Below are 22200 nucleotides of genomic sequence, written 5' to 3'. Positions count from 1 at the left end.
GGAGTCGTGACGATGCGGTATCAGCTGGTGATTTTCGACTGGGATGGCACCCTGATGGATTCGGAATCGCGGATTGTGGCCTGTATGCAGGCAGCGGCTCAGGATATCGGCTGGGACCCTCTGGGGGCCGATGAGGTGCGTGATATCATCGGGTTGGGCTTGCCTGAAGCCATTGCACGGTTATGCCCCGGTATCGAGGGCGAGCGGGCCCAGCGGTTACGTGAATGTTATGCCGAACGCTTCGTGGCGGCCGACCGTATTCCCATGGCGTTTTTCCCGGGAGTCGAGACGGGCGTGGCGCGATTGCGTGCCAATCCCCGGCTGCAGCTGGCGGTAGCGACCGGCAAAAGTCGCCGGGGTCTCGACCGTGTGTTCATGGCAAACGGCAGCGGTGACTGGTTTCATGCCAGTCGCACCGCCGATGAAACCCGTTCCAAGCCGCATCCACAGATGCTCGAGGAACTCTTGAGTGAGTGTGGCGTCGATGTGGAGCAGGCATTGATGGTAGGCGATACCGAATATGATCTGGCGATGGCCCGGGCGGTGGGGATGGATCGCGTGGCGGTCACCTATGGTGTCCATGCCCCGGAACGTCTGGCGGCGTATGAACCGGTGTTCAGTGCCGACAGGTTTTCCGAGCTGGTCGATTGGCTGCATGACTGAACGCGTTTGACAGGGAATGGATGTGAGAACCCATGAGCAATGAATCGCACGATGACAAATGGACACAGGGACCCGAGGTGCCACCCGATACATCGGGTGGCAGTGCCGACTCGTCGCCGGCATCGGCCGATGGGAGTGATGACGCGGAAACATTGAGGGAGCGACAGCGTCTGGCCCAGCTCGCGATGATGGACCGCTGGATGGATGGTGTGCTCAAGGAGCAGCGACGTTCGCGGCGTTGGAAACTGTTTTTCCGCTTCCTGTTTGCAGTGCTGATCCTGGCGTCACTGGCATTGGCCGGTTACGGCGTATTCATGGCACAGCAGCCGGAAGGGCCGGCGGGACCGCATCTGGGGCTCGTGGAAGTTGATGGTGTCATCGATGCCGAATCTCCTGCCAATGCCAGACGCATCATTGACGGCGTGGAGCGAGCCTGGGAGAACGATGACGCAGAAGCCGTCGTGCTGCATATCGATAGTCCTGGCGGGAGCCCGGTTCAGGCGCAGCGTATCTATCAGGAGATCATGCGGCTGCGCGAAAAGGGCGATAAACCGATCATCGCTGTTATCGAGGATATCGGTGCCAGCGGAGGATATTATATTGCCGCTGCCGCTGACGAGATCGTGGCATCGCCTTCCAGTCTGGTCGGCTCGATCGGGGTCATCTATTCGAGTTTTGGTCTCGATGAGGCCATCGAACAACTAGGCATCGAACGGCGCGTTTTCACTGCGGGTGAAAACAAGGCGTTCCTGGACCCCTTCTCGGAGCTTGACGAAAACCAGCGAGTATTCTGGCAGGACGTGCTGGAAACGACCCATGAGCAGTTCATCGAGGCGGTCGAGCGTGGTCGTGGGGATCGGCTTGCGGATAATGACGACCTGTTCTCCGGTTTGATATGGACGGGAGAACAGGGCCTCGAGCTTGGGTTGGTCGACGAGCTGGGCAGTCTTGACAGCCTGGCCCGTGAGCGTTTGGAGGAGCCGCAATGGCGCAATTACACGCCGTCACTGGATCCGTTCGACCGGCTTGCTCGACGGTTTGGGCAAGTCGCTGCAGAATGGCTGGGAGTGCCGCGTACGGACTCCCCTATCCGATATCAAGCTGAATAGCACGATGCCGATCAGGCGCCGGCATCCTCGTGCGGATGTCGGTGCAGCGGATCCAGCCCGGCCTCTCGCAGCATTTGGCACAGCCGTATCAGTGGCAGGCCGACCAGTGTGTTCGGGTCGTCCCCTTCGAGCTTATCGAACAGGGTGATACCCAGCCCCTCCATGCGAAAACTACCGGCGCTGTCCAGTGGACGCTCCCGTTCGACATAGGTCGCTATATCCTGCTCGGTCAGCGAGCGGAAAGTGACACGATAGTTTTCGTGAGTCAGCCAATGCCGGCCGCTCGCCGTATCGAGAAGTGCCAGGCCCGTCATGAAAAGCACTGAGTGGCCGGAAAATCGCCTCAGATTGGCTTTTGCCGTCGTTTCATCGCCTGGCTTGCCAAGGATGTCTCCATCGAAAACCGCCACCTGGTCGGAGCCAATGATGAGGTGGGCTGGAAACTGGTCGGCCAGCCGGGCCGCCTTGGAAAGTGCGAGACGCTGCACGAGAGCGGCAGGGCTCTCCTGGGGTTTGCGTGTTTCATCGATATCGGGAGCCGCGCATTGATAATCGATGCCCAGTCGATCGAGCAGCTGGCGACGCCACGGTGAACTGGATGCAAGAACCAAGCGGGGCATGAGTGGTCTCCGGTTTCTTGGGGCGACGGGTCGTGATTCGTCGGGAGTCTGCGCGTTTGGATAGACGATGTACAGCCAGGATTCATGTGTTTTGACAGTTGGAGGGTGAGTGCCTATCATTGCGCGCCTATGTTGACCGAGCGATTGCCCTTAGTAGTCGAGCCTTACCGGCTGGCCGCCAACGATGAACGTGTCGAAGGTCTGCTGGCGTTGAGTCGGCTTGAACGATTGGCTCTTGATGCGCCGCCCCAGGATGGTGAGTGCCAGGTGCGTCTGGACTTTTTTATTGATGAGCAGGGGCGTCGTGTCATCGATGGTTGGTTAAAAGCTGATTTACGTTTGGCGTGTCGTCGTTGTCTGCAGCCGATGCCGGTTCAGGTGGAAAATCATTTCCTGCTGGGTATCGTCAGCGGTGACGAGCTGGCCGCAGCGCTCCCCAGCACTCATGAGCCAGTGCTGGCGGAGAATGAACAGCTGAATCTCCTGGAGGTGATCGAGGATGAACTCATCCTGAGCTTGCCCCAGGTGGTTTATCACGATGAAGCTGATTGTGGTCTCTCGCGCGATCAGCTGAGCAGTGGGGCGGAGGTCGAGAGCTCGAACGCCTCCACCGAAAACCCTTTCGAGGTGTTACGCCACCTGAAAGGTAAATCTGATTCATAACGACTCATATCTGGAGTGATATCTCATGGCTGTTCAACAGAACCGCAAATCCCGTTCCAAGCGTGACATGCGTCGTAGTCACGATGCGCTCACTGCGCCGACGTTGTCTCAAGACAAGGAAACCGGCACGACCCATCGTCGTCATCATGTCGCACCGGATGGCTACTACCGGGGACGCAAGATCGTCGACGCCTGATCTTCGACTCTCACCAAGGGGCGTGTTCCGAGGTGCAAGTTGCCGTTGATGCGATGGGGGGGGATCTGGGCTGCCAAGCCACCGTCCAGGGTACGGCACTGGCATTGCAGGCGCATTCAGGGCTGAGCGTCCGGTTATTTGGTCCTCGGGATGCGTTGCAAGCGGAAATCAAGACCTTGCCACGGCGTTTCCGGCTAGCGCTGGAAGAACGTATGATGGTTGTCGATGCCCCACGAGTCATTCCCCAGTCGATGAAACCCTCTGCCGCCTTGCGCGTGGTAGAGGGTAATAGCATGTCGGCCATGCTTCAGTGTGTCGCGACTAGTGACGCCGACGCCGGGATCAGTGCCGGCAACACCGGTGCATTGATGGCACTGTCACGTCGAGAACTCGGGACGGTGGGGGGCATTCCCCGCCCTGCGATATGTACCGCCATACCGACGCGTACGGGTGGACGTTGTTACCTGCTGGATCTGGGAGCCAATGTCGAGGTCGGCGCCGAACGCTTGGTGGATTTCGCCATGATGGGAAGTGTCATGGCCAAGCGGATTGATGGGTTGCCGGCCCCGCGTGTCGCCTTGCTCAATGTCGGCATTGAGGGAACCAAGGGGAGTCGCAGCGTACGCACGGCCGACAGGATAATGCGGTCTCTACCCAGTATGGACTATCGTGGTTTCGTGGAAGGGGATGGCCTCTATTCCGGCGGTGTCGACGTTGTGGTTTGCGATGGTTTCGTCGGCAATGCGGTGCTCAAGGCCAGTGAAGGTCTGGCTCGCATGTTGGGCGAGCGTGTACAGCAGACGTTTGAGGCGCATTGGGGAAGTCGTTTGGTCGGATTGTTGGCTCGCCCGGCACTGAAACGCCTGAAAAACGGTCTTGATCCAGTGCGTTATAACGGCGCCAGCTTGCTGGGCCTTCGCGGGATCGTCATCAAGAGCCATGGTGGAGCCGATGCCAGGGGGTTCGCCTTTGCCATTTCACGAGCTCTGCAGGAAGTCGATCAGTCATTACCCCGTCATCTCGATCGAGAATTGGGGATGATGCGAGCTGCGACGCCACCGATCGCAGACGATCAAAATGAAGATGTTACGTAAAAGGTGAATGTCATGACGCAATCCCTGGCCCTCATATTTCCGGGGCAGGGCTCCCAGCATGTCGGCATGATGCGGGAGCTGGCGGAGCGCTACAGTGTGGTACGAACCACGTTTGAAGAGGCGTCGGATGCGTTGGGTTACGACCTTTGGCATGTGGTGCAGGAGGGCCCCGATGAGGTGCTCAATGCGACGGCATGCACGCAGCCTGCGCTGTTGAGTTCCAGTGTTGCTATCTGGCGTGTCTGGCAGGAGCTTGAGGGCCCGCGTCCAGTGGCGATGGCAGGACACAGCCTTGGTGAATACAGTGCCATGGTTTGTGCTGGCGTACTGCCCTTTGCAGAAGGTGTGCGTCTGGTAAGACTACGTGGTGAAGCCATGCAGGAGGCTGTTCCTCAAGGACAGGGAGCGATGGCTGCAATTCTTGGCCTCGATGATGAGACGGTTGAAAAAGCCTGTGCCGATGCAGCTCAAGGGGATGTCGTCGCGGCTGTCAACTACAATGCGCCGGGGCAGGTGGTCATAGCCGGTGCCAGAGCCGCGGTTGACCGGGCCATCGCTAACTGCCAGGAAGCCGGCGCCAAACGGGCGTTGCCATTACCGGTATCGGTTCCCTCTCATTGTGATCTCATGAAGCCGGCAGCGGAGCGTCTGGCTGCCGCCATGGATGAGTTGACACTTCGCCCGCCGCGTTACACGGTCGTGCAGAATGCCGATGCGCAGGCGCATGGCGACACCCTCACACTCCAGGAGAAGTTGATCGAACAATTGTATCGTCCCGTGCGCTGGACTGAATGTGTCGAGGCAATGGCCGATATGGGGGCAACGACATTCGTCGAGTGTGGTCCCGGAAAAGTGTTGACTGGCCTCAATAAGCGTATTGTGCGGCAAAGTAAAGGGGCGGCGGTCAATGATCCGGAGAGTCTGGAAACGGCCTTGTCATTGGCACGCCCGGATACCGAGGAATAACCGGGTCGGAAGGGGACCATCCTGGCCTTGACCATAATGGTGAATGGTGCCCTGATGACTATGGCGTTGACGGATAATAGTCATCCTCGATCATCGATAGTATAGTGCAGCGTCATTTCTGCCTATTTTTCAGCATTCAAATTGCGGTATTCATTATGACCAGTACGACCGACGCGTCATCCAGCGGTGAGCACAGGGTTGCCTTGGTAACCGGAGCCAGTCGTGGCATAGGACGTGCCATCGCACATGAGCTTGGCCGCCAGGGACGCCTGGTGATAGGTACGGCGACGACATCGGAGGGAGCTGACCGGATCGATGCCGATCTCAAGGCGCATGGCATCGAAGGGGCCGGGCGCCAGTTGGATGTGACGGACACGTCCAGTGTCGAGGCCTTGATCAAGTCAGTGACCGAGGCGTTCGGCGCGCCAACGATCCTCGTCAATAATGCAGGTATCACTCGTGATAACTTGTTGATGCGAATGAAGGATGATGACTGGGATGCCGTACTGGATACGAATCTCAAGTCGGTTTATCGGGTGTCGAAAGCCTGCATTCGTGGCATGACCAAAGCCCGATTTGGCCGTATTGTGAACATCAGTTCCGTGGTGGCAGGTATGGGCAACTTGGGGCAAAGCAACTATGCTGCGGCCAAGGCCGGGATGGAAGGCTTTTCTCGGGCGCTGGCACGTGAAGTCGCAGCTCGCAACATCACGGTCAATAATGTCGCCCCGGGTTTCATCGCTACCGACATGACCAATGCGCTGCCGGAATCTCAGCACGACGCCTTGCTGCAACAGATCCCGTTGGCCAGATTGGGGCAGCCGGAAGAGATTGCCGCTGCCGTTGGATTTTTGACCAGCGAAGCGGCCGGTTATATCACAGGGGAAACATTGCAGGTCAACGGCGGCATGAACATGCGTTGAGAGCTCGTCGAACCTGCTGTTGCGAAGGCCTTGAGCGGTCTATAAACTACCCCGCAGCTTAAACGCTTGCGGATTTGGTACGGCTGGAATAAACGGTTATTTGAACGACTGGAGTGACTAATGAGCACGATCGAAGAGCGCGTAAAGAAGGTTGTGGCTGAGCGCCTGAACGTCAAGGAAGAGGATATTCAGAACACATCCTCCTTTACCGAAGATCTCGGCGCCGATTCCTTGGATACGGTTGAATTGGTCATGGCACTTGAAGAGGAATTTGATACTGAAATTCCTGATGAAGAAGCCGAGAAAATCACCACCGTTCAAGAAGCGATCGACTACGTTAACGCCCATCAGTGAATCCTGGCGTCACGTTCGTGACTCGGTCGGAATGAGTTCCGGGTAATGGAACTTGCACGAGAGCCGTTCTGGAAACAGAGCGGCTCTCGTTTTATGTCATTGTCGGGAAACGGGAGGTTTCCCGATGGACGCACACAGCCTGTCTGATCAGGTATAATGCGCATCAACAGGGTATGACAGCGTCCCGACCGGTTCGCCGTCATGCTACCAAGCAAGTCTGGAGGAAAGCTGATGCCTGGTAGAAGGGTCGTGGTAACAGGGGTCGGTCTGGTGACGCCAGTCGGCAATACCGTCAAGGAGAGCTGGAACAATATCGTGGCCGGCAAGAGCGGTATTGCCAATATCGAGCATTTCGATACCAGCGGGTTCAACACGCGTTTCGGTGGGGCGGTGAAGGATTTCGATATCAGCCCTTATCTGAATCCCAAGGAAGCGCGGAAGATGGATGTGTTCATTCAGTACGGTATTGCTGCAGGTGTTCAGGCCATAGAGGATGCCGGTCTCGAGTGTACTGAAGAGAACAGCGGCCGTATTGGTGTCGCGATCGGATCGGGCATCGGTGGGTTGCCGATGATCGAACACAACCATAATGCCATGAACCGGGGTGGGCCTCGCCGGATTTCGCCGTTCTTCGTTCCCGGCTCCATCATCAACATGATTTCCGGCAACCTCGCCATCCAGTATGGCTTTCGCGGTCCCAACATCGCAATCACGACGGCCTGCACCACGGGAACGCACAACATCGGCTATAGCGCTCGGACTATTGCGTATGGCGATGCCGATGTCATGCTATGTGGTGGTGCGGAAATGGCCAGTACTCCCTTGGGACTCGGTGGTTTCTCGGCGGCGCGTGCCTTGTCGACTCGCAATGAGGACCCGGCGGCAGCCAGTCGGCCCTGGGACAGGGGGCGTGATGGGTTCGTGCTCTCCGATGGTGCCGGGGTACTGGTCCTTGAGGAGTACGAGCATGCGAAAAATCGTGGAGCACCCATCTATGCGGAACTGAGCGGTTTCGGGATGAGTGATGATGCGCATCACATGACGGCGCCACCTGAAGATGGTAGTGGCGCTGCCCTGTCGATGAAGAACGCATTGAGCGATGCTGGCATCGATACGTCAGCGGTCGATTACATCAATGCGCATGGGACCTCGACACAGGCGGGCGATCTAGCCGAGAGTCGGGCGATCAAGAAAGTCCTGAGCGAGCATGCCGATGCCGTCGCAGTCAGTTCCACCAAGTCCATGATCGGGCATTTGTTGGGCGCAGCAGGGGCTGTCGAAGCGATTTTCAGTGTGCTGGCGATTCGTGATCAGATCGCCCCGCCCACGATCAATCTCGACGATCCCGATGACGGTTGTGATCTTGATTATGTCCCTCACACGGCCCGTGAGATGACGATTGATGTCAGTCTGTCGAACTCCTTTGGTTTTGGTGGGACCAATGGGTCACTGGTGTTCTCGCGACTGAAATGAGCGAATGAGTGCTGTGATCGCAGAGACGTCTTTACCATTGGAGGACCGGGGCCTGGCGTTTGGCGATGGCGTATTCGAAACCGTGCTGGTGCGCGACGGACGCCCCATGTTATGGGAGGCCCATCTATCGCGCCTGAAGCGGGGCTGTCGTCGTCTCGGGATACCGCTGCCCGCAATGGAGGCGATTTCCGAGCTTCCCGGCCGCCTCGGTGAGGGCCAGCATGTGCTCAAGTTGATCGTCACACGAGGCAGTGGGGGGCGTGGCTACATGCCGCCGTCATCTCCCGAGCCGAACTGGCGATGGCTGAGCGTTCCGTTTACGCCTCGAGCATCCTGCTGGTGGGAAGGTGTCCGCATTCGTCAATGCGATTGGCGATTGGCGATTCAACCGGCATTGGCGGGTATCAAGCACATGAACCGCCTGGAAAATGTCATGGCGCGCCGGGAATGGACGGACCCAGCGGTAGCCGAAGGACTCCTCTGCGATACCCATGGCGACCTGGTGGAAGCCACGTCCATGAATGTGTTCTGGCAGCGGGAAGGGCGATTGGAAACCCCCTGTCTCGATCAAGCAGGTGTGGCAGGAACCCTGCGTGAGGCGCTGATGACAAGACATCCGATCAAGGAAGTCCACTGTCCACCGGACATTCTTGGTCAGGCCGAGGCCGTTTGGGTGGGCAATTCGGTTCAGGGCCTGTGGCCGGTTATCCGGCTTGATGACATGACGGGGGAGGCATTGCATCAGTGGTCATTGGGACCCATTCACAAGCCACTTCAGGTGACGGCGCATTCATTGCTCGGTTATCCGTTACCCGCCGTATCCGGCGCCTGATTGAGGAACATTCATGCGTGCGTTGAAAGTACTACTCGGACTCGCCATCCTGGCCGTGGCAATGGCATTCGGGGGGTATCGCTATTGGCAAATACAACTCGATAAGCCACTGGCCATCGATGAGCCGGTAGTCTATGAAGTCTCGAAAGGGGCGGGATTCTATCGTGTGCTCAGTGATCTGTCGGAACGGGATATCATCGACGCCACTTGGCCATATCGTGTTCTGGTTCGGCTTGAGCCGGATACGCTGCCCGAACTGCGTCCCGGGGAGTATCGTCTTGACCCTGACATGAGCGGCCGGGAATTGCTGGAGCATCTGGGAAGCGGCGATGTCGTCACGTATCCCGTCACGTTTCCCGAAGGCTGGACGTTTCAACAGATACGTGACGTGTTGGCCGAGGCACCCAAATTGTCGCAGCAAACGGCGGATCTGGAAGAAGAAGAGATCCTGGAGCGCCTGGGCAGCGATGTCGAACATCCCGAAGGATGGTTCTTCCCGGACACTTATCATTACCACAAGGGAATGAGCGATTTGGATATACTTCGGCAGTCTCATCGCCGCATGGAAGCGATGCTGGAAGAGGTCTGGCAACAGCGAGATGACGACCTGCCGCTGGATTCTGCGTATGAAGCATTGATTCTGGCGTCGCTGATTGAACGCGAGACGGGGGTCCCGGAGGAACGTCGTGAGATTGCCGGCGTATTCGTCCGTCGGTTGGAAAACGGGATGCGATTGCAGACGGATCCGACCGTTATTTATGGCATGGGGGAGCGGTACAACGGCAATATTACCCACGAAGACCTGCGTGAAGCCACTGCCTATAACACCTATGTCATTGATGGCCTCCCTCCGACGCCGATTGCCATGCCAGGGCGGGCCTCGCTGGAAGCCGCAGTGGATCCAGAGGACGGCGATGCGCTTTATTTCGTTGCAAAGGGAGATGGCAGTCACCACTTTTCCAGCAGCCTGCAGGAGCACAATCAAGCTGTCAGGCGTTATATTCTCAACCGGTGAACAAGCATCGTTAACGGGAGTTCCATGAACGAGCGCGGTCGTTTCATCACCGTGGAAGGGAGCGAGGGTGTCGGCAAGACATCCAATATCGAGTTCATATGCCACTGGCTGCAGTCGCGAGGCATGGAAGTGGTGAGAACCCGGGAACCGGGGGGGACACCACGCGCCGAGGCGATCCGCAAGTTATTGCTCGATCCCGGCCATGACGAGCCATTGGATGATGACGCGGAACTCCTGTTGGTATTCGCTGCCCGCGCCCAGCATCTCGCCACCAAGATTCGTCCCGCTCTGGCCAGAGGCGCGTGGGTGATATGTGACCGTTTCACCGATGCCACATATGCTTACCAGGGGGGAGGACGTGGTATTGCCGCGTCGCGTATCGCTTCCCTGGAACGATTCGTCCAGCGTGAGCTGACGCCTGATCTCACCCTGCTGCTCGACATGCCGGTCGTGGACGCTCAACAACGTCTTCAGTCACGCCTCGAGGGGGCAGGAGGACATCGTGACCGTTTCGAACGTGAACGCTTGGCGTTCTTCGAATCGGTTCGCCGGACGTATCTGGAACGGGCCACGGCAGAACCTGAGCGATTCGTCGTCATCGATGCGGGACGCTCCCTGGACGAAGTCCAGGCCATGATCGCCGAAGCCCTCGACGATCGGATATCGCCATGGCAGTAACCTCGTACTCGACCTGGCCTCACCCGCTGCCCTGGCAGCAGACCTCATGGAAGCATTTGACTGCACAACAGGACCATGAGCGATTACCGCATGCACTCCTGTTATCAGGTCCTCGCGGGGTGGGAAAGCAGGCGTTGGCGGAGGCGCTGATCGCCAGAACACTGTGCCACCATCCGGCGGATACTGCCTGCGGTCACTGTCATGGCTGTGCGATGCTGGCGTCGGGCTATCATCCGGATTTGTTGACGGTCACGCCGGCCGGTTCGAGTCGCCAGATACGTATCGATGCGGTGCGCGATATCAGTGATTTTACGCAGCAGACAGCACAGCAGGGGGGGTATCGGGTCATCCTCATGCAGCCGGCCGAAGCGCTCAATGTTGCAGCGGCCAATGCGTTACTGAAGAGCCTGGAAGAGCCGGGTGGCAGGACACTGTTCCTGCTATTGTCCGATATCCCCTCACGATTGCCGGCCACGATACGCTCCCGTTGTCAGCAATGGCGCCTGACCATTCCCGATGCGGATGACTGCCTTCCTTGGCTGAGCGAACGTCTGGGGCGCGAAGAGGCACGGTTCTGGCTGCGTGTCGCGGGAGGAGTCCCGCTACGGGCCAGTGAGCTTGCCGAGTCTGAGGAGCGAGGTCTGAGGCAGCAATTGCATGAGGTGTTCGATGCCTTGGTGCGTGGTGCCGAGCCTGTTGCTGAAGCGTCACGCCTGGCTGGCCAGTCGGTGGAATCGATACTTGGCTATGGTATCGCCTGGCTCGAAGATCTCATCCGGTTGGGGCTCTCTGGTGACGCCGAGACAGTATCCAATCCCGACCTGCTTCCCTTGTATCGTCAGGCAATCAAGAATGGGCGTGTCCACGATTGGTTTCGGCTACTGGACTACGCACGCGAGCAGCGTCAGCTGTTGTCTGCCGGCGGTAACCCTAATGCCCAACTGGTTCTCGAAGCCTGGCTGGTTCGCTGGTCGACGCTGCTACGTTCCTGACGAGCCTGTATCCTGCCGGGACGCAGAGACGTGAGGCAGCGCGGCGCTTCAATTATATCATTGTTCCACGAGAGGTTTGCATGTTCATCGACTCCCATTGTCATCTAGACCGCCTCGACCTTACGGCACATGGTGGAGATATCGGTGCGGCTCTCGACGCAGCCAGGCACCGTGAGGTACGACAGTTTCTGGCGATAGCCGTAACACTCGATGGCGTTCCGGCATTGGCGGCGATGGCAAGGGAGCAGGGGGACGTCGTGATCTCTGCCGGTGTCCATCCATTGCATGAGGTCGCCGAGGAACCCGATGCACTGGCGATCAGCGAGTGTGCCGACCGTTATCAAGCGGTTGCCATCGGCGAGACAGGGCTCGATTATCACTACGATGTCATCCCGCGAGAACGCCAATATGCACGTTTTCGCAATCATCTCATCGCAGCCACAGAGAGCCGTCTGCCCGTTGTCGTGCATACCCGCGATGCTCGGGAAGACACCCTGACCTTGATCCGCGAGTATAGCGATCCAGCCATCGGCGGCGTGCTGCACTGCTTTACTGAAGACCTCGACATGGCTCGTGAGGCGGTGGGGATGGGCTTCTATATTTCCCTGTCGGGTATCGTAACATTCCGCAATGCCACGTCAGTTCGACAACTGGCGCGCCATATACCACTCGATCGGCTCTTGATAGAAACCGATAGTCCGTATCTCGCTCCGGTGCCGCATCGGGGCAAACCCAACGAGCCTCAATGGGTCGTGGAAGTGGCGGAGTGCGTTGCGACCGAGCGCGACATCAGCGTCGACGAGGTGGCCATGCAAACCACGGCGAACTTCTATCACCTCTTTCGGGAAGCTACACCACAGGCACCTGCCGACGTGCGCAATTCATTGACCCAGGCTGGCCTGGTGTAAGCGTCATGTCACTTGAACGGTTTCTGATGCCATTGGCGCGTCCCGGTACGATTCCTCCTCTGGAAACATGGAATCCACCGTTTCGAGGGGATCTGGACCTAATGATCGCCACCGATGGTAGCTGGTGGCACGAAGGACAGCGTATGACCCGGCAGCGCCTGGTTCAGTTACTGTCAACGGTCCTGTGGCGCGGTAACGATGGCGATTATTTTCTGGTCACTCCGGTAGAGAAGTGGCGTATTCAGGTCGAAGATCTCCCTTTCCTGATTATCGATGCCACACACTGTGATACCCACTGGGAAGTCACGACCAATATGGCCGATCGCTTCTGCCTGGAGGCCGATCACCGAGTCCGGCTCAGCAAGACCCCCAATGGCGATTGGTTACCGGAAGTGCCCGTTCGCTTCGGCCTGGCAGCACGATTTCATCGCAATGTGTTCTACCGACTGGTAGCGCAGGCCGAGCAACGCGAGGAGGGGGGCTGGATGGAGTTGGGTATCACCAGTGACGGTCTCTGGCATCCGTTGGGCCGAGTGGAGAAGAATACGTTGTGAGGCTGACGGAACAGCAACAAGCCGTTGTACAACACGGCGATGGGCATGCCCGTGTCGCGGCCGTGGCAGGCTCCGGCAAGACCACGACGCTGGTCTCTCGGGTCCTGTATCTACTGGAAAAGGGGGTGCCGCCGGAGCGCATCCTGGTGTTGATGTTCAACCGTGCCGCTCGCGACGATTTCACGACCAAGTTATCTCGTTGGGCACCCAGTGGACAGGCATTACCCAGTGTCAGAACGTTCCATTCGATCGGCCACCGATTGACCCGCACCCTGACTCGCTGGGGGGTACTGGAATCCCGAGAACTTCTCACCGCTGACTGGCAACGCCAACGCCTGCTTCGTCAGGCTGTCATGCAAGTGCTCGATGGTGATAGCGCGACGCGTGATGACGCCCTGGATGACGAGCGTGTAGAGGCATTGGGACAGTTCTGTGACCTGGTCAAAGCGGAAATGGCACCGCCTCGAGTGCTCTACGAACGGCTGGCGTTCGGGACCGGCACTGCGCATTTCGTCGAAACGTTCGAGGCCGTCGAGTCCTTGTTGGCGCAATACGGGTTGATGACTTACAGTGATCTGCTCTATCGACCTCTACTGGCGCTGGCGTCGGATCCGGATCTCCAGTCTCGGGTTCAGGGATTCCTCGATCATGTGATCATCGATGAATACCAGGACATCAACGTCGTCCAGCAACGGTTGCTGGCCATGCTGGCAGGTCGTCAGGCTCAAGTGATGGCAGTCGGCGATGCCAATCAGTGTATTTACGAATGGCGTGGCGCCCAGCCAGAAGCGATGCTTGACAATTTCACTGCCGCTTTCGGGACAGCAAGACATTATCCCCTGTCATGGACATTCCGGCATGGTCATGCGCTGGCATTGGCCGCCAATCACGCCATAGCAGGCAATCGTCGTCGTCCCGATCAGTTGTGTCTCGCAGGTCCCGATACGGAAGCGACCGAACTACGGGTCGAATGCGGCGAGTTACCACTGGTCGATGCCCTGGAAGAATGGCAGCGGAAGGGCCGTTCGCTCAAAGAAGCGTGCATCCTGGTACGCAGTTGGTCGCTCTCCGTGTCTGTTCAATTGACCTTGTTGCGTGCCGGTATTTCCTTCCACCTCAACCGTGAGGACCGTTTCGTTTTCAAGCTGCCGCTTGTCCAGGCCCTGGCAGGCTACCTGATGGTGGCACGCGATCGCGATAAGCTAAACGATCCCGCTCACGTGAAAATGTTGCTTGAACAACCCACGCCTTTCGTGGCTCGGGAACGCCTCGCCCAGCTGGCAGAACGTTTGGTAGCGTGTCAAAGCTGGCCTGAGTCGCGTGATCCGCTGCTGGCCGATCTTAAGCCGGTTCAGCGCCGTAATCTCAAGCGTCGTTGGCAGTTGCTCTGCGATCTGCCTCTCATGGCTGATTGGGCGCCGGCCGATCTATTGCGCCATATCGTGAAGCGACTGGACGCCGAATCCGTGTTGAAGCGGGCGGCGGCGCGTCGAGAAAAAGGGGAAGAGGATGTTCGTCTGCTTGATGTGCTGATCGAACAGGCCAGTCAACTCGCAGATGATCCGGACGCCTTCATCGAATTGCTGCGACGCCCCGTTCAGAACCAAGCAGCAGGTGTGCATATCACGACGGTCCATGGAGCCAAAGGGCTGGAGTGGCCGTTAGTGGCCATATGGGGCGCTAACGAGGAGGATTTTCCATACTTCAGTCGTGACAATCCTTTGACGGATGACCGTCTCGAGGAAGAACGGCGTCTGTTCTATGTCGCCATGACCCGAGCCAGAGAGCGATTGTTGATGTTGCACAATGGCGGAAGTCATCGACCCAGTCGCTTTCTGGAGGAGACCGCATGGCAGGATTGCCGGAGTGTAGCTCGCGCGCTACAGGTCTCGCCTCAGGCTCCCGTACCCGTGAGTGATCCCACGATCATTGAACGTTATCTGAATATGCTGGGTCTATCCTTATCGGTAGTTGCCAGGCAACGAGAAAAGGAGCGATCGTCACGACGGGGATTCGTCGTCGGTCAGCGTTTGCAGCATGCCGTGTTCGGGGAGGGGCAGGTGGTCAGTATCGAAGGCCACCCCGATGACCCGGTCATTGAAGTCAGCTTTACCCAAGCCGGCAGACGGCGATTGGTAGCCACCCGAGCGCCGGTCACATGTCTTGAAGAGGGAGAGGTGTCATGATGGACCCGTTGATCTCCGTTGCGTCATTACGCGCAAGACTGACGCGTGGTGAGCCACTGCGTATTCTCGATTGCCGGGCTCGACTCGGTGATCCTGACGCAGGGAAGAGGCTCTGGCAAGAGGGGCATATCCCGGGCAGTATGCCGGTGAGTCTCGATCATGATCTCGCCGCAAAGCCTGGCAAGGGTGGCCGCCACCCCTTGCCGTCCAAGGATGATTTCATTGCCGGTATGCAGCGGATGGGGATCGAGCCGGCCATTCCCGTGGTGGTTTATGATGATCGTGGGGGACAACTTGCCGCGGCGCGAGCCTGGTGGATGCTCTCCTGTTGGGCCGGGCACCCGGATGTCATGGTTCTGGATGGCGGGTTACCGGCATGGGAAGCGCAAGGCGAGACACTGGCGTCGGAAAACGATGAGCGTGTCTCTTTCCCTGACCGCAGCCACTGGCATCCACGTTTCGATGATCAGGCCGTTGTCACGGCGGATGACGTGTTGGCAGGAAGTTCACTTACGATCGATGCACGTAGCAAAGAGCGGTTTCGTGGCGAGACGGAAACCGTGGATCCCGTTGCCGGCCATATTCCGGGCGCCCATTGCCACCCCAGTCAGTCGAATCTGAGTGACGATGGCCACTTCAAAGCGGCCGCTACTCTGGATGCCGATCTACCGGTGGCTCAGCATACGATCGCCTATTGTGGGTCCGGCGTCACGGCCTGCCATAATATCCTCGCCTACGCCATTGCTGGCCGAGAGCTGCCACGGCTCTATGTCGGATCCTGGAGTCACTGGATACAGGATGGGGCACGGCCGGTAGCGACCGGAGATTGATGATGGACTCAGACCAGGTGCGGCATTCCTGATCGGGCACTACGCTAAAGCGTATACCAAGCCATAACGAGACTGTTTGTCACGACAAGACGGCGCGAGGCCAGGTGGTGCTATGAAGCGTTTTGCACTGGTCGGTGCGGCAGGATACATCGCACCGCGCCATATGCAGGCAATCAAGACGACAGGCAATGCGTTGGTGGCGGCATACGACATCAATGATTCGGTCGGCATCATCGATTCCATCTCTACGAACTGCGCGTTTTTCACCGAGTTCGAACGGTTTCTCGAACATGCCTGGCGACTCAGACGTCGTTCCTCTCATGCCCTTGACTATCTGGTCGTATGTTCTCCCAATCATTTACATAGTGCTCATATCGTGGCTGGACTGTACTTGGGTTGCGAGGTGATATGCGAAAAGCCGTTGGTACCAACGCCGGATAGTCTGGACGAACTGGCCGATGTGGAAAGGGAGGTCGGGCGACGGGTCTTCAGCATCATGCAGTTGCGTCATCATCCGGCGATCCATGAATTACGCGATCGTGTGCACGCAGGACCGACGGTGACCAAATATGATGTCGACCTGACCTATATTACCTCACGCGGCCCATGGTACATGGCCAGTTGGAAAGGGGACCCTCGTCGCTCATTTGGTGTGGTGGCCGATATTGGCGTGCATTTTTTCGATATTCTGCACCTGGTGTTCGGACGCCTCGAGCGTATCACGGTACATTACATTGACGATTATAAAGCCGCTGGCTATCTGGAATATCAGCACGCCCGCGTGCGCTGGTTTCTCTCGATCGACGCCGGAGATCTGCCTGCATCGCTCCAGGGACGTCAGCCGTCTTATCGGGCGATATCATGCAATGGTGAACTGTTCGAGTTTTCCAGTGGATTCACCGACCTGCATACGGTGAGTTACCGTGAAATCCTGTCGGGACGCGGGTTTGGTATCGACGACGTTCGTCACAGCCTGGAGGTGGTGCATGCGATACGTACTGCCGAGCTGGAGACTCCGGACGAGCGGGAAAGGCACCCGTTGTTGAGAGGCAGGCAAGGATCACTGAAAAGTGCTGGCGGAGAAGCGACGTGATCGATTTCGTCGATCTTGCGGCCCAGAAACGCCACCTTGGCACGCGTATCGACGATGCCATCCAGACCGTGCTGGCGCACGGTCAATATGTGTTGGGTCCCGAGGTTGAAGCGTTGGAGCATCGATTGGCCGAGCGAGTGGGGGTGCCTTACTGCATCGGTTGCGCCAGTGGAACCGATGCGTTGCAACTGGCGCTGATGGCGCTGGAGGTTCGGCCTGACGATGAGATCATTCTTCCCGGCTTCACTTTCATAGCCAGTGCCGAGAGCGTGAAGCTCCTGGGCGCCAGGCCAGTATATGTCGATATCAACGACGATACCTATCTAATGGATTCCGCGCAGATCGAATCGGCCATTACCCCTAGAACATGTGCCATCATGGCTGTGTCTCTGTTTGGGCAGTGTCCTGATTTCCAGGCCATAAGCACCATCGCCGATCGTCACGGTCTTGCTGTCATCGAGGATGCAGCACAGAGTTTTGGCGCCCGGCAACACGGACAATGCTCGGGCAGCTTCGGCACAATGGCCTGTACCAGTTTTTTCCCCAGCAAGCCGTTGGGGGCTTATGGTGATGGCGGCGCGGTATTCACCCGGGATGCTGACCTGGCGAAACGGGTCAGGCAGCTGGCGCGACACGGAGAATCATCACGGTATCACCATGACCGGCTGGGGATGAACAGCCGTCTCGATACGATCCAGGCGGCCATTCTGCTGGCCAAGCTGGAGATCGTCGATGCAGAACGCGTTTGGCGACGCCAGGTGGCCGAGCGCTATGATCTGTTACTTCATGCGATTGGTATCAAGGGGACACCGCGCATCTTGAGTCACAACGATTGCGTATATGCTCAGTACAGTATTCGGCTTGATCATCGCGATCGTATGCAGGCCTTACTGAAGGCGGCGGGGATCCCCACAGCTGTCCATTATCCCTTGCCCCTCTATCGTCAACCCGCCGTTGCCGATCCCACCTGCTGGTTGCCCGTGACCGAAGCTGTCTGTCACCAGGTACTCAGCCTACCCATGCATCCCTACCTGACATCGGCGCAACAGGAGCAGGTGGTAACGGTATTGAGAGACGCTTACATGTTCGGATAATTCGGTCCGCCACCACCCTCCGGGGCCACCCAGGTGATGTTCTGGGCAGGGTCCTTGATGTCGCATGTCTTGCAGTGAATGCAATTCTGGAAATTGATCTGAAAGCGGGGTGTACCATCGTCGTCCTCCACGACCTCGTAGACACCCACCGGGCAGTAGCGTTGAGCCGGTTCGTCATAGGTCGGCAGGTTGTCACGGATTGGCAAGTCCGGATCCGTCAGCTTGAGATGACAGGGCTGATCCTCTTCATGATTGGTATTGGATAGAAACACCGAAGAGGGTTTGTCGAAGGAGAGCTTGCCATCCGGTTTGGGGTAGTCGATTTTTCGACACTCGGCTACGGGTTTGAGTCGAGCATGATCGGGGACGGTATCGCGAACGGTAGGCAGTTTGCCTCCGAGCAATTGGTCGAGGAAGTTGTAGGCGCCACCACCGACTGTGCCGTACTTGTGGATGGCAGGACCGAAGTTACGGCTGGCTTCGAGTTCGCGGTAGGCCCAGCTGGTTTGCCATTTGTCCGTGAAGGCTGTCAGCTCTCGTCCACCGTCGTCACCGTCGGCAATCGCTTCATACACGGCCTCTGCCGCCACCATGCCTGACTTCATGGCGGTGTGAAGTCCCTTGATCTTGGCAAAGTTGAGCGTTCCGGCATCACATCCAATCAGGAGGCCGCCGGGAAAGGTCATCTTCGGCAGACTGTTGAGTCCCCCTTTGGCAATCGCCCGCGCGCCATAGGCAACCCGGGATCCACCCTCGAGATACTGCCTGAGCAGAGGGTGATGCTTCATGCGCTGGAATTCGTCGAAAGGAGACAGATACGGGTTCTCGTAGGAGAGGTCTAGAATCAGTCCGACCACTACCTGCTGATTTTCGGCATGATAGAGGAACCAACCGCCGTGGGCATTCGTGTCGAGCGGCCATCCCGATCCGTGCAAGATCAGGCCGGGCTCGTGCCGGTCAGCAGGGACATCCCACAACTCCTTGAGCCCGATACCGTAGTGCTGAGGATCCTTGCCATCATCGAGGCGGAATGTCTGAATCAGCTCTTTACCGAGATGACCCCGTGCGCCTTCGGCAAACAACGTATATTTGGCGCGCAATTCCATGCCCGGCATATGACCGTCCTTCGGCTGACCGTCGGCACCGACCCCCATGTCGCCGATCAGAATGCCGCGAACCGTATTGCCCTCATCGTACAGGACTTCCTGAGCCGCGAAGCCGGGGAATATTTCAACTCCCAGGGCTTCCGCCTGTTCGGCCAACCAGCGGCATAGATTACCCGCACTGATGACATAACGAGTCGTATCACCCCCCGTGTTGTGCATGGTCTTCGGTACCAGCGCATTGGGCAGCTTCTGGGCTTTTTCGGCATCCTTGAGAAGGTAGACTTCGTCGCGCATTGCCGGCGTAGTCAGCGGCGCATTTCTTTCCTGCCAGTCGGGAAACAGTTCATTCAAGGCGCTGGGTTCGAAGACCGCGCCTGAGAGAATGTGTGCGCCGACTTCGGAGCCCTTCTCGACGACACAGACGCTCAATTCCTGCTCTGCTGTATTGGCTTGCTGCATCAGCCGGCAGGCGGCCGACAACCCTGATGGGCCGGCTCCGACGATGACGACATCGAAGTCCATGGATTCTCGCTCTACCTGTTCCACCGCTTGTCTCCTCTCATCATTGCTTGTTCAGCATGCTCGGCCTGCACCTACGGTGCAATTCGGTCCGCTTATTCGTATGATATGGGGGCCGTGTCACTTCAGCCTGTATGTATATAGGAGTATTGTGCGTGATAGACGCGGCACTGAGTAGCCGTCATGATCGATAAGAATTTAAACGGTCGTTTGCCCCATGGCAATTCCCGTGCTAGTTGTAGTGCCAGGATATGGCAGTTGAGGAAGTCTCCCGCTGCTTAGCGGGTATGGCATGACGATTTGTCGTCGGTAGTCCAGCTGTGGCAGATTACGTCGCCTTGATGGGCTGAGCCCGTTCGGTTATGGGGGAAACGGGATATAACATCGTCATGCCGGTCAATGTTGACGCCGGTTCCAGTCCGAGCATCCTTCGGATGCTCGTGTATCATTGGCGTTCGAAGCTATCAGCCGGCCGTTAGAAACCTGGTTTCCTAACGAGTCAAGGTTCGCTTTCACTTACCCAGCGAGGACATCATGAAAGTACTGGTCGCGGTCAAACGCGTCATTGATTATAACGTCAAGGTCCGTGTCAAAGCGGATAATACCGACGTTGATCTCACCAACGTCAAGATGGCCATGAACCCTTTCTGTGAGATCGCCGTGGAAGAGGCGGTGCGTCTCAAGGAACGGGGAGTCGCCAGTGAAATCGTGGCAGTCACCGTGGGACCCAAGGCGGCTCAGGAGCAGTTGCGCACTGCCTTGGCGTTGGGGGCCGATCGTGCCATCCACATCGAAACCGACGACAAGGTGGAATCGGCGGTGGCGGCCAAACTGCTTGCCAAGGTGGTGGAAGAAGAGCAGCCCGGTTTGACGCTGCTCGGCAAGCAGGCCATTGACACCGACAATAATCAGACCGGCCAGATGTTGGCGGCGTTGACCGGCCAGCCTCAGGGCACGTTCGCATCCGAAATTCAGGTTGAAGACGACAAGCTCCGTGTCACGCGTGAGATCGATGGGGGCCTGCAGACGCTTGAACTGTCGCTGCCTGCAGTGGTGACGACCGACTTGCGCCTGAATGAGCCGCGTTACGCCAAACTGCCCGATATCATGAAGGCCAAGAAGAAAACGATCGATACCAAGTCACCGTCCGATCTGGGTGTCGAAACGTCGGCCAACGTGGAGTTGCTCAAGGTCGAAACGCCGGCCGAGCGTGAAGGTGGTGTCAAGGTGAGCTCGGTCGATGAGCTTGTGGATAAACTCAAGAACGAAGCCAAGGTGATCTCATGAGCATACTGGTCATTGCAGAGCATCACGATGGGCAACTCGCTGACGCTACTGCCCATGTGGTAGCAGCGGCCCAACAGATCCAGCAGGCCGGTGGCGGCGATATCGAGTTGCTGGTGATTGGTGACGGCGTGCAGGCGGTGGCCGAGAGTGCAGCCGGACTTGACGGTGTCAGTAAGGTGCGAGTGGCGGATAACGCCGTTTATGCACATCAACTGGCGGAACCGACGGCCGAGCTGATCGCCTCGTTGGCTGAAGAGTATAGCCACGTACTGGCGGCAGCTTCCACCACTGGCAAGAATGTCCTGCCACGGGTGGCCGCACTGAAGGACGTTTCTCAGTTGTCGGACGTCATCGCCGTGGCAGGAGCGGATACGTTCAAGCGACCCATCTATGCCGGGAATGCCATTGCCACCGTGCGCAGTGGCGATGCACTGAAAGTGGTCACCGTGCGAGCAACAGCCTTCGATGCAGTGGGCGAGGGCCCGTCCGCCACTATCGAAGCGGTGGATACGGTGGTCGAGAATACGCTGTCCTCGTTCGTGAGCGAGGAACTGGCAACCGGTGATCGGCCGGAACTCGGCAGCGCCAAAGTCGTCATCTCAGGCGGCCGAGGCATGGGGAATGGCGAGAATTTCAAGCTGCTGGAGGGCATCGCCGACAAGCTGGGAGCCGCGATCGGCGCATCGCGTGCGGCGGTAGACGCCGGCTTCGTACCCAACGACATGCAAGTGGGGCAGACCGGCAAGATCGTTGCGCCGGATCTGTATATCGCCGTTGGCATCAGCGGTGCCATCCAGCACCTGGCGGGAATGAAAGATTCCAAGGTGATTGTCGCCATCAACAAGGATGACGAAGCGCCGATCTTCCAGGTCGCCGATTATGGTCTGGTTGCCGATCTGTTCGAGGCCCTGCCGGAGTTGGAAAGCAAGCTCTGACATCGTTGACCTGAAACGAAGCATGTATAGCACCGGTCCCAGGGCCGGTGTTTTTGTTTTCATATTTTTTATTGAGAACCATTAGTGTTTGAAAGTGCGTCCACATATGG

23 protein-coding genes are annotated in these 22200 nt (G+C 57.9%); 21 read left to right on the top strand and 2 right to left on the bottom strand.

The window, feature by feature from the left end; translation table 11 throughout:
• Positions 1–12: 12 nt before the first annotated feature.
• Together BLW01_RS00600 and sppA are read left to right on the top strand one after the other, a co-directional pair.
• A complete protein-coding gene (locus BLW01_RS00600) occupies positions 13–663 on the top strand; it encodes an HAD family hydrolase (protein WP_092567559.1) in 651 nt (216 codons plus the stop codon).
• A 32-nt stretch (positions 664–695) separates the two neighbouring features.
• Positions 696–1772 carry a signal peptide peptidase SppA gene (gene sppA, locus BLW01_RS00595; protein WP_092567558.1) on the top strand — a complete coding sequence of 359 codons (1077 nt, stop codon included), beginning with the start codon at positions 696–698 and terminating at the stop codon, positions 1770–1772.
• Positions 1773–1783: 11 nt separating this feature from the next.
• On the opposite strand, the gene BLW01_RS00590 is transcribed toward sppA, so the two are convergent.
• The gene (locus tag BLW01_RS00590) at positions 1784–2392 is read right to left on the bottom strand and encodes a Maf family protein (RefSeq protein ID WP_092567557.1); all 609 of its coding nucleotides are present in this window, start codon (positions 2390–2392) and stop codon (positions 1784–1786) included.
• 129 nt (positions 2393–2521) lie between these two features.
• Here BLW01_RS00590 and BLW01_RS00585 point away from each other — a divergent pair, with 129 nt between their 5' ends.
• The 17 genes from BLW01_RS00585 (at position 2522) to BLW01_RS00505 (ending at position 18243) form a co-directional block, all read left to right on the top strand.
• Positions 2522–3055 carry a YceD family protein gene (locus BLW01_RS00585; protein WP_092567556.1) on the top strand — a complete coding sequence of 178 codons (534 nt, stop codon included), beginning with the start codon at positions 2522–2524 and terminating at the stop codon, positions 3053–3055.
• A 25-nt stretch (positions 3056–3080) separates the two neighbouring features.
• Positions 3081–3251 carry a 50S ribosomal protein L32 gene (gene rpmF / locus BLW01_RS00580; protein ID WP_092567555.1) on the top strand — a complete coding sequence of 57 codons (171 nt, stop codon included), beginning with the start codon at positions 3081–3083 and terminating at the stop codon, positions 3249–3251.
• A gap of 32 nt (positions 3252–3283) precedes the next feature.
• Positions 3284–4345: a phosphate acyltransferase PlsX gene (plsX, locus tag BLW01_RS00575; protein ID WP_092567554.1), complete on the top strand. Its 1062-nt coding sequence runs from the start codon at positions 3284–3286 to the stop codon at positions 4343–4345.
• Between the two features lie 12 nt (positions 4346–4357).
• Positions 4358–5311: an ACP S-malonyltransferase gene (gene fabD / locus BLW01_RS00570; protein ID WP_092567553.1), complete on the top strand. Its 954-nt coding sequence runs from the start codon at positions 4358–4360 to the stop codon at positions 5309–5311.
• Between the two features lie 155 nt (positions 5312–5466).
• Entirely contained in the window at positions 5467–6234 is a 768-nt protein-coding gene (gene fabG, locus BLW01_RS00565) for a 3-oxoacyl-ACP reductase FabG (protein WP_092568059.1), read from the top strand.
• 120 nt (positions 6235–6354) lie between these two features.
• Positions 6355–6588 (top strand): acyl carrier protein, encoded by a 234-nt coding sequence (acpP, locus tag BLW01_RS00560; RefSeq protein WP_016414620.1) that lies wholly within the window; start codon positions 6355–6357, stop codon positions 6586–6588.
• Positions 6589–6819: 231 nt separating this feature from the next.
• Entirely contained in the window at positions 6820–8061 is a 1242-nt protein-coding gene (gene fabF, locus BLW01_RS00555) for a beta-ketoacyl-ACP synthase II (protein WP_092567552.1), read from the top strand.
• Between the two features lie 4 nt (positions 8062–8065).
• Positions 8066–8893, top strand: a complete 828-nt coding sequence (gene pabC / locus BLW01_RS00550) for an aminodeoxychorismate lyase (RefSeq protein ID WP_092567551.1) — start codon at positions 8066–8068, stop codon at positions 8891–8893.
• Positions 8894–8906: 13 nt separating this feature from the next.
• Positions 8907–9908, top strand: coding sequence for an endolytic transglycosylase MltG (gene mltG, locus BLW01_RS00545; RefSeq protein ID WP_092567550.1), 1002 nt, complete (start codon positions 8907–8909; stop codon positions 9906–9908).
• Between the two features lie 24 nt (positions 9909–9932).
• Positions 9933–10586, top strand: coding sequence for a dTMP kinase (tmk, locus tag BLW01_RS00540; RefSeq protein WP_092567549.1), 654 nt, complete (start codon positions 9933–9935; stop codon positions 10584–10586).
• On the top strand, positions 10577–11578 hold the full coding sequence (locus BLW01_RS00535; protein WP_092567548.1) for a DNA polymerase III subunit delta': 1002 nt from the start codon (positions 10577–10579) through the stop codon (positions 11576–11578). The genes tmk and BLW01_RS00535 overlap by 10 nt, the downstream gene beginning before the upstream one ends.
• Before the next feature lie 80 nt (positions 11579–11658).
• Positions 11659–12486, top strand: coding sequence for a TatD family hydrolase (locus BLW01_RS00530; RefSeq protein ID WP_092567547.1), 828 nt, complete (start codon positions 11659–11661; stop codon positions 12484–12486).
• A gap of 5 nt (positions 12487–12491) precedes the next feature.
• Positions 12492–13040 carry a DUF1285 domain-containing protein gene (locus BLW01_RS00525; protein ID WP_092567546.1) on the top strand — a complete coding sequence of 183 codons (549 nt, stop codon included), beginning with the start codon at positions 12492–12494 and terminating at the stop codon, positions 13038–13040.
• Positions 13037–15226 (top strand): ATP-dependent helicase, encoded by a 2190-nt coding sequence (locus BLW01_RS00520; RefSeq protein WP_092567545.1) that lies wholly within the window; start codon positions 13037–13039, stop codon positions 15224–15226. Before BLW01_RS00525 ends, BLW01_RS00520 begins: the two co-directional genes overlap by 4 nt.
• Positions 15223–16056, top strand: coding sequence for a sulfurtransferase (locus BLW01_RS00515; RefSeq protein WP_092567544.1), 834 nt, complete (start codon positions 15223–15225; stop codon positions 16054–16056). The genes BLW01_RS00520 and BLW01_RS00515 overlap by 4 nt, the downstream gene beginning before the upstream one ends.
• Before the next feature lie 112 nt (positions 16057–16168).
• On the top strand, positions 16169–17149 hold the full coding sequence (locus BLW01_RS00510; RefSeq protein ID WP_092567543.1) for a Gfo/Idh/MocA family protein: 981 nt from the start codon (positions 16169–16171) through the stop codon (positions 17147–17149).
• Positions 17146–18243, top strand: coding sequence for a DegT/DnrJ/EryC1/StrS family aminotransferase (locus BLW01_RS00505; protein ID WP_092567542.1), 1098 nt, complete (start codon positions 17146–17148; stop codon positions 18241–18243). The genes BLW01_RS00510 and BLW01_RS00505 overlap by 4 nt, the downstream gene beginning before the upstream one ends.
• Here BLW01_RS00505 and BLW01_RS00500 read toward each other — a convergent pair.
• The gene (locus BLW01_RS00500; RefSeq protein ID WP_092567541.1) at positions 18228–19895 is read right to left on the bottom strand and encodes an electron transfer flavoprotein-ubiquinone oxidoreductase; all 1668 of its coding nucleotides are present in this window, start codon (positions 19893–19895) and stop codon (positions 18228–18230) included. The two genes, BLW01_RS00505 and BLW01_RS00500, sit on opposite strands and share 16 nt — an antisense overlap.
• 507 nt (positions 19896–20402) lie before the next feature.
• Here BLW01_RS00500 and BLW01_RS00495 point away from each other — a divergent pair.
• On the top strand, positions 20403–21155 hold the full coding sequence (locus tag BLW01_RS00495; RefSeq protein WP_092567540.1) for an electron transfer flavoprotein subunit beta/FixA family protein: 753 nt from the start codon (positions 20403–20405) through the stop codon (positions 21153–21155).
• On the top strand, positions 21152–22090 hold the full coding sequence (locus BLW01_RS00490) for an electron transfer flavoprotein subunit alpha/FixB family protein (protein WP_092567539.1): 939 nt from the start codon (positions 21152–21154) through the stop codon (positions 22088–22090). Before BLW01_RS00495 ends, BLW01_RS00490 begins: the two co-directional genes overlap by 4 nt.
• The last annotated feature ends 110 nt before the right edge of the window (positions 22091–22200 follow it).

The sequence above is a fragment of the Aidingimonas halophila genome (assembly GCF_900106955.1).
In the GTDB taxonomy this organism is placed as follows: Bacteria; Pseudomonadota; Gammaproteobacteria; order Pseudomonadales; family Halomonadaceae; genus Aidingimonas; species Aidingimonas halophila.
This window is presented reverse-complemented; position numbering and strand designations above follow the sequence as displayed.

What these genes read in the sequence shown, in the direction of transcription:
- BLW01_RS00530 (WP_092567547.1), top strand. Translation starts at nt 11,659, where the DNA reads ATGTTCATCGACTCCCATTGTCATCTAGACCGCCTCGACCTTACGGCA.
- acpP (WP_016414620.1), top strand. Translation starts at nt 6,355, where the DNA reads ATGAGCACGATCGAAGAGCGCGTAAAGAAGGTTGTGGCTGAGCGCCTG.
- mltG (WP_092567550.1), top strand. Translation starts at nt 8,907, where the DNA reads ATGCGTGCGTTGAAAGTACTACTCGGACTCGCCATCCTGGCCGTGGCA.
- fabD (WP_092567553.1), top strand. Translation starts at nt 4,358, where the DNA reads ATGACGCAATCCCTGGCCCTCATATTTCCGGGGCAGGGCTCCCAGCAT.
- pabC (WP_092567551.1), top strand. Translation starts at nt 8,066, where the DNA reads ATGAGTGCTGTGATCGCAGAGACGTCTTTACCATTGGAGGACCGGGGC.
- fabF (WP_092567552.1), top strand. Translation starts at nt 6,820, where the DNA reads ATGCCTGGTAGAAGGGTCGTGGTAACAGGGGTCGGTCTGGTGACGCCA.
- sppA (WP_092567558.1), top strand. Translation starts at nt 696, where the DNA reads ATGAGCAATGAATCGCACGATGACAAATGGACACAGGGACCCGAGGTG.
- BLW01_RS00535 (WP_092567548.1), top strand. Translation starts at nt 10,577, where the DNA reads ATGGCAGTAACCTCGTACTCGACCTGGCCTCACCCGCTGCCCTGGCAG.
- BLW01_RS00585 (WP_092567556.1), top strand. Translation starts at nt 2,522, where the DNA reads ATGTTGACCGAGCGATTGCCCTTAGTAGTCGAGCCTTACCGGCTGGCC.
- BLW01_RS00490 (WP_092567539.1), top strand. Translation starts at nt 21,152, where the DNA reads ATGAGCATACTGGTCATTGCAGAGCATCACGATGGGCAACTCGCTGAC.
- rpmF (WP_092567555.1), top strand. Translation starts at nt 3,081, where the DNA reads ATGGCTGTTCAACAGAACCGCAAATCCCGTTCCAAGCGTGACATGCGT.
- tmk (WP_092567549.1), top strand. Translation starts at nt 9,933, where the DNA reads ATGAACGAGCGCGGTCGTTTCATCACCGTGGAAGGGAGCGAGGGTGTC.
- BLW01_RS00510 (WP_092567543.1), top strand. Translation starts at nt 16,169, where the DNA reads ATGAAGCGTTTTGCACTGGTCGGTGCGGCAGGATACATCGCACCGCGC.
- BLW01_RS00590 (WP_092567557.1), bottom strand. Translation starts at nt 2,392, where the DNA reads ATGCCCCGCTTGGTTCTTGCATCCAGTTCACCGTGGCGTCGCCAGCTG.
- BLW01_RS00515 (WP_092567544.1), top strand. Translation starts at nt 15,223, where the DNA reads ATGATGGACCCGTTGATCTCCGTTGCGTCATTACGCGCAAGACTGACG.
- BLW01_RS00495 (WP_092567540.1), top strand. Translation starts at nt 20,403, where the DNA reads ATGAAAGTACTGGTCGCGGTCAAACGCGTCATTGATTATAACGTCAAG.
- BLW01_RS00600 (WP_092567559.1), top strand. Translation starts at nt 13, where the DNA reads ATGCGGTATCAGCTGGTGATTTTCGACTGGGATGGCACCCTGATGGAT.
- BLW01_RS00525 (WP_092567546.1), top strand. Translation starts at nt 12,492, where the DNA reads ATGTCACTTGAACGGTTTCTGATGCCATTGGCGCGTCCCGGTACGATT.
- fabG (WP_092568059.1), top strand. Translation starts at nt 5,467, where the DNA reads ATGACCAGTACGACCGACGCGTCATCCAGCGGTGAGCACAGGGTTGCC.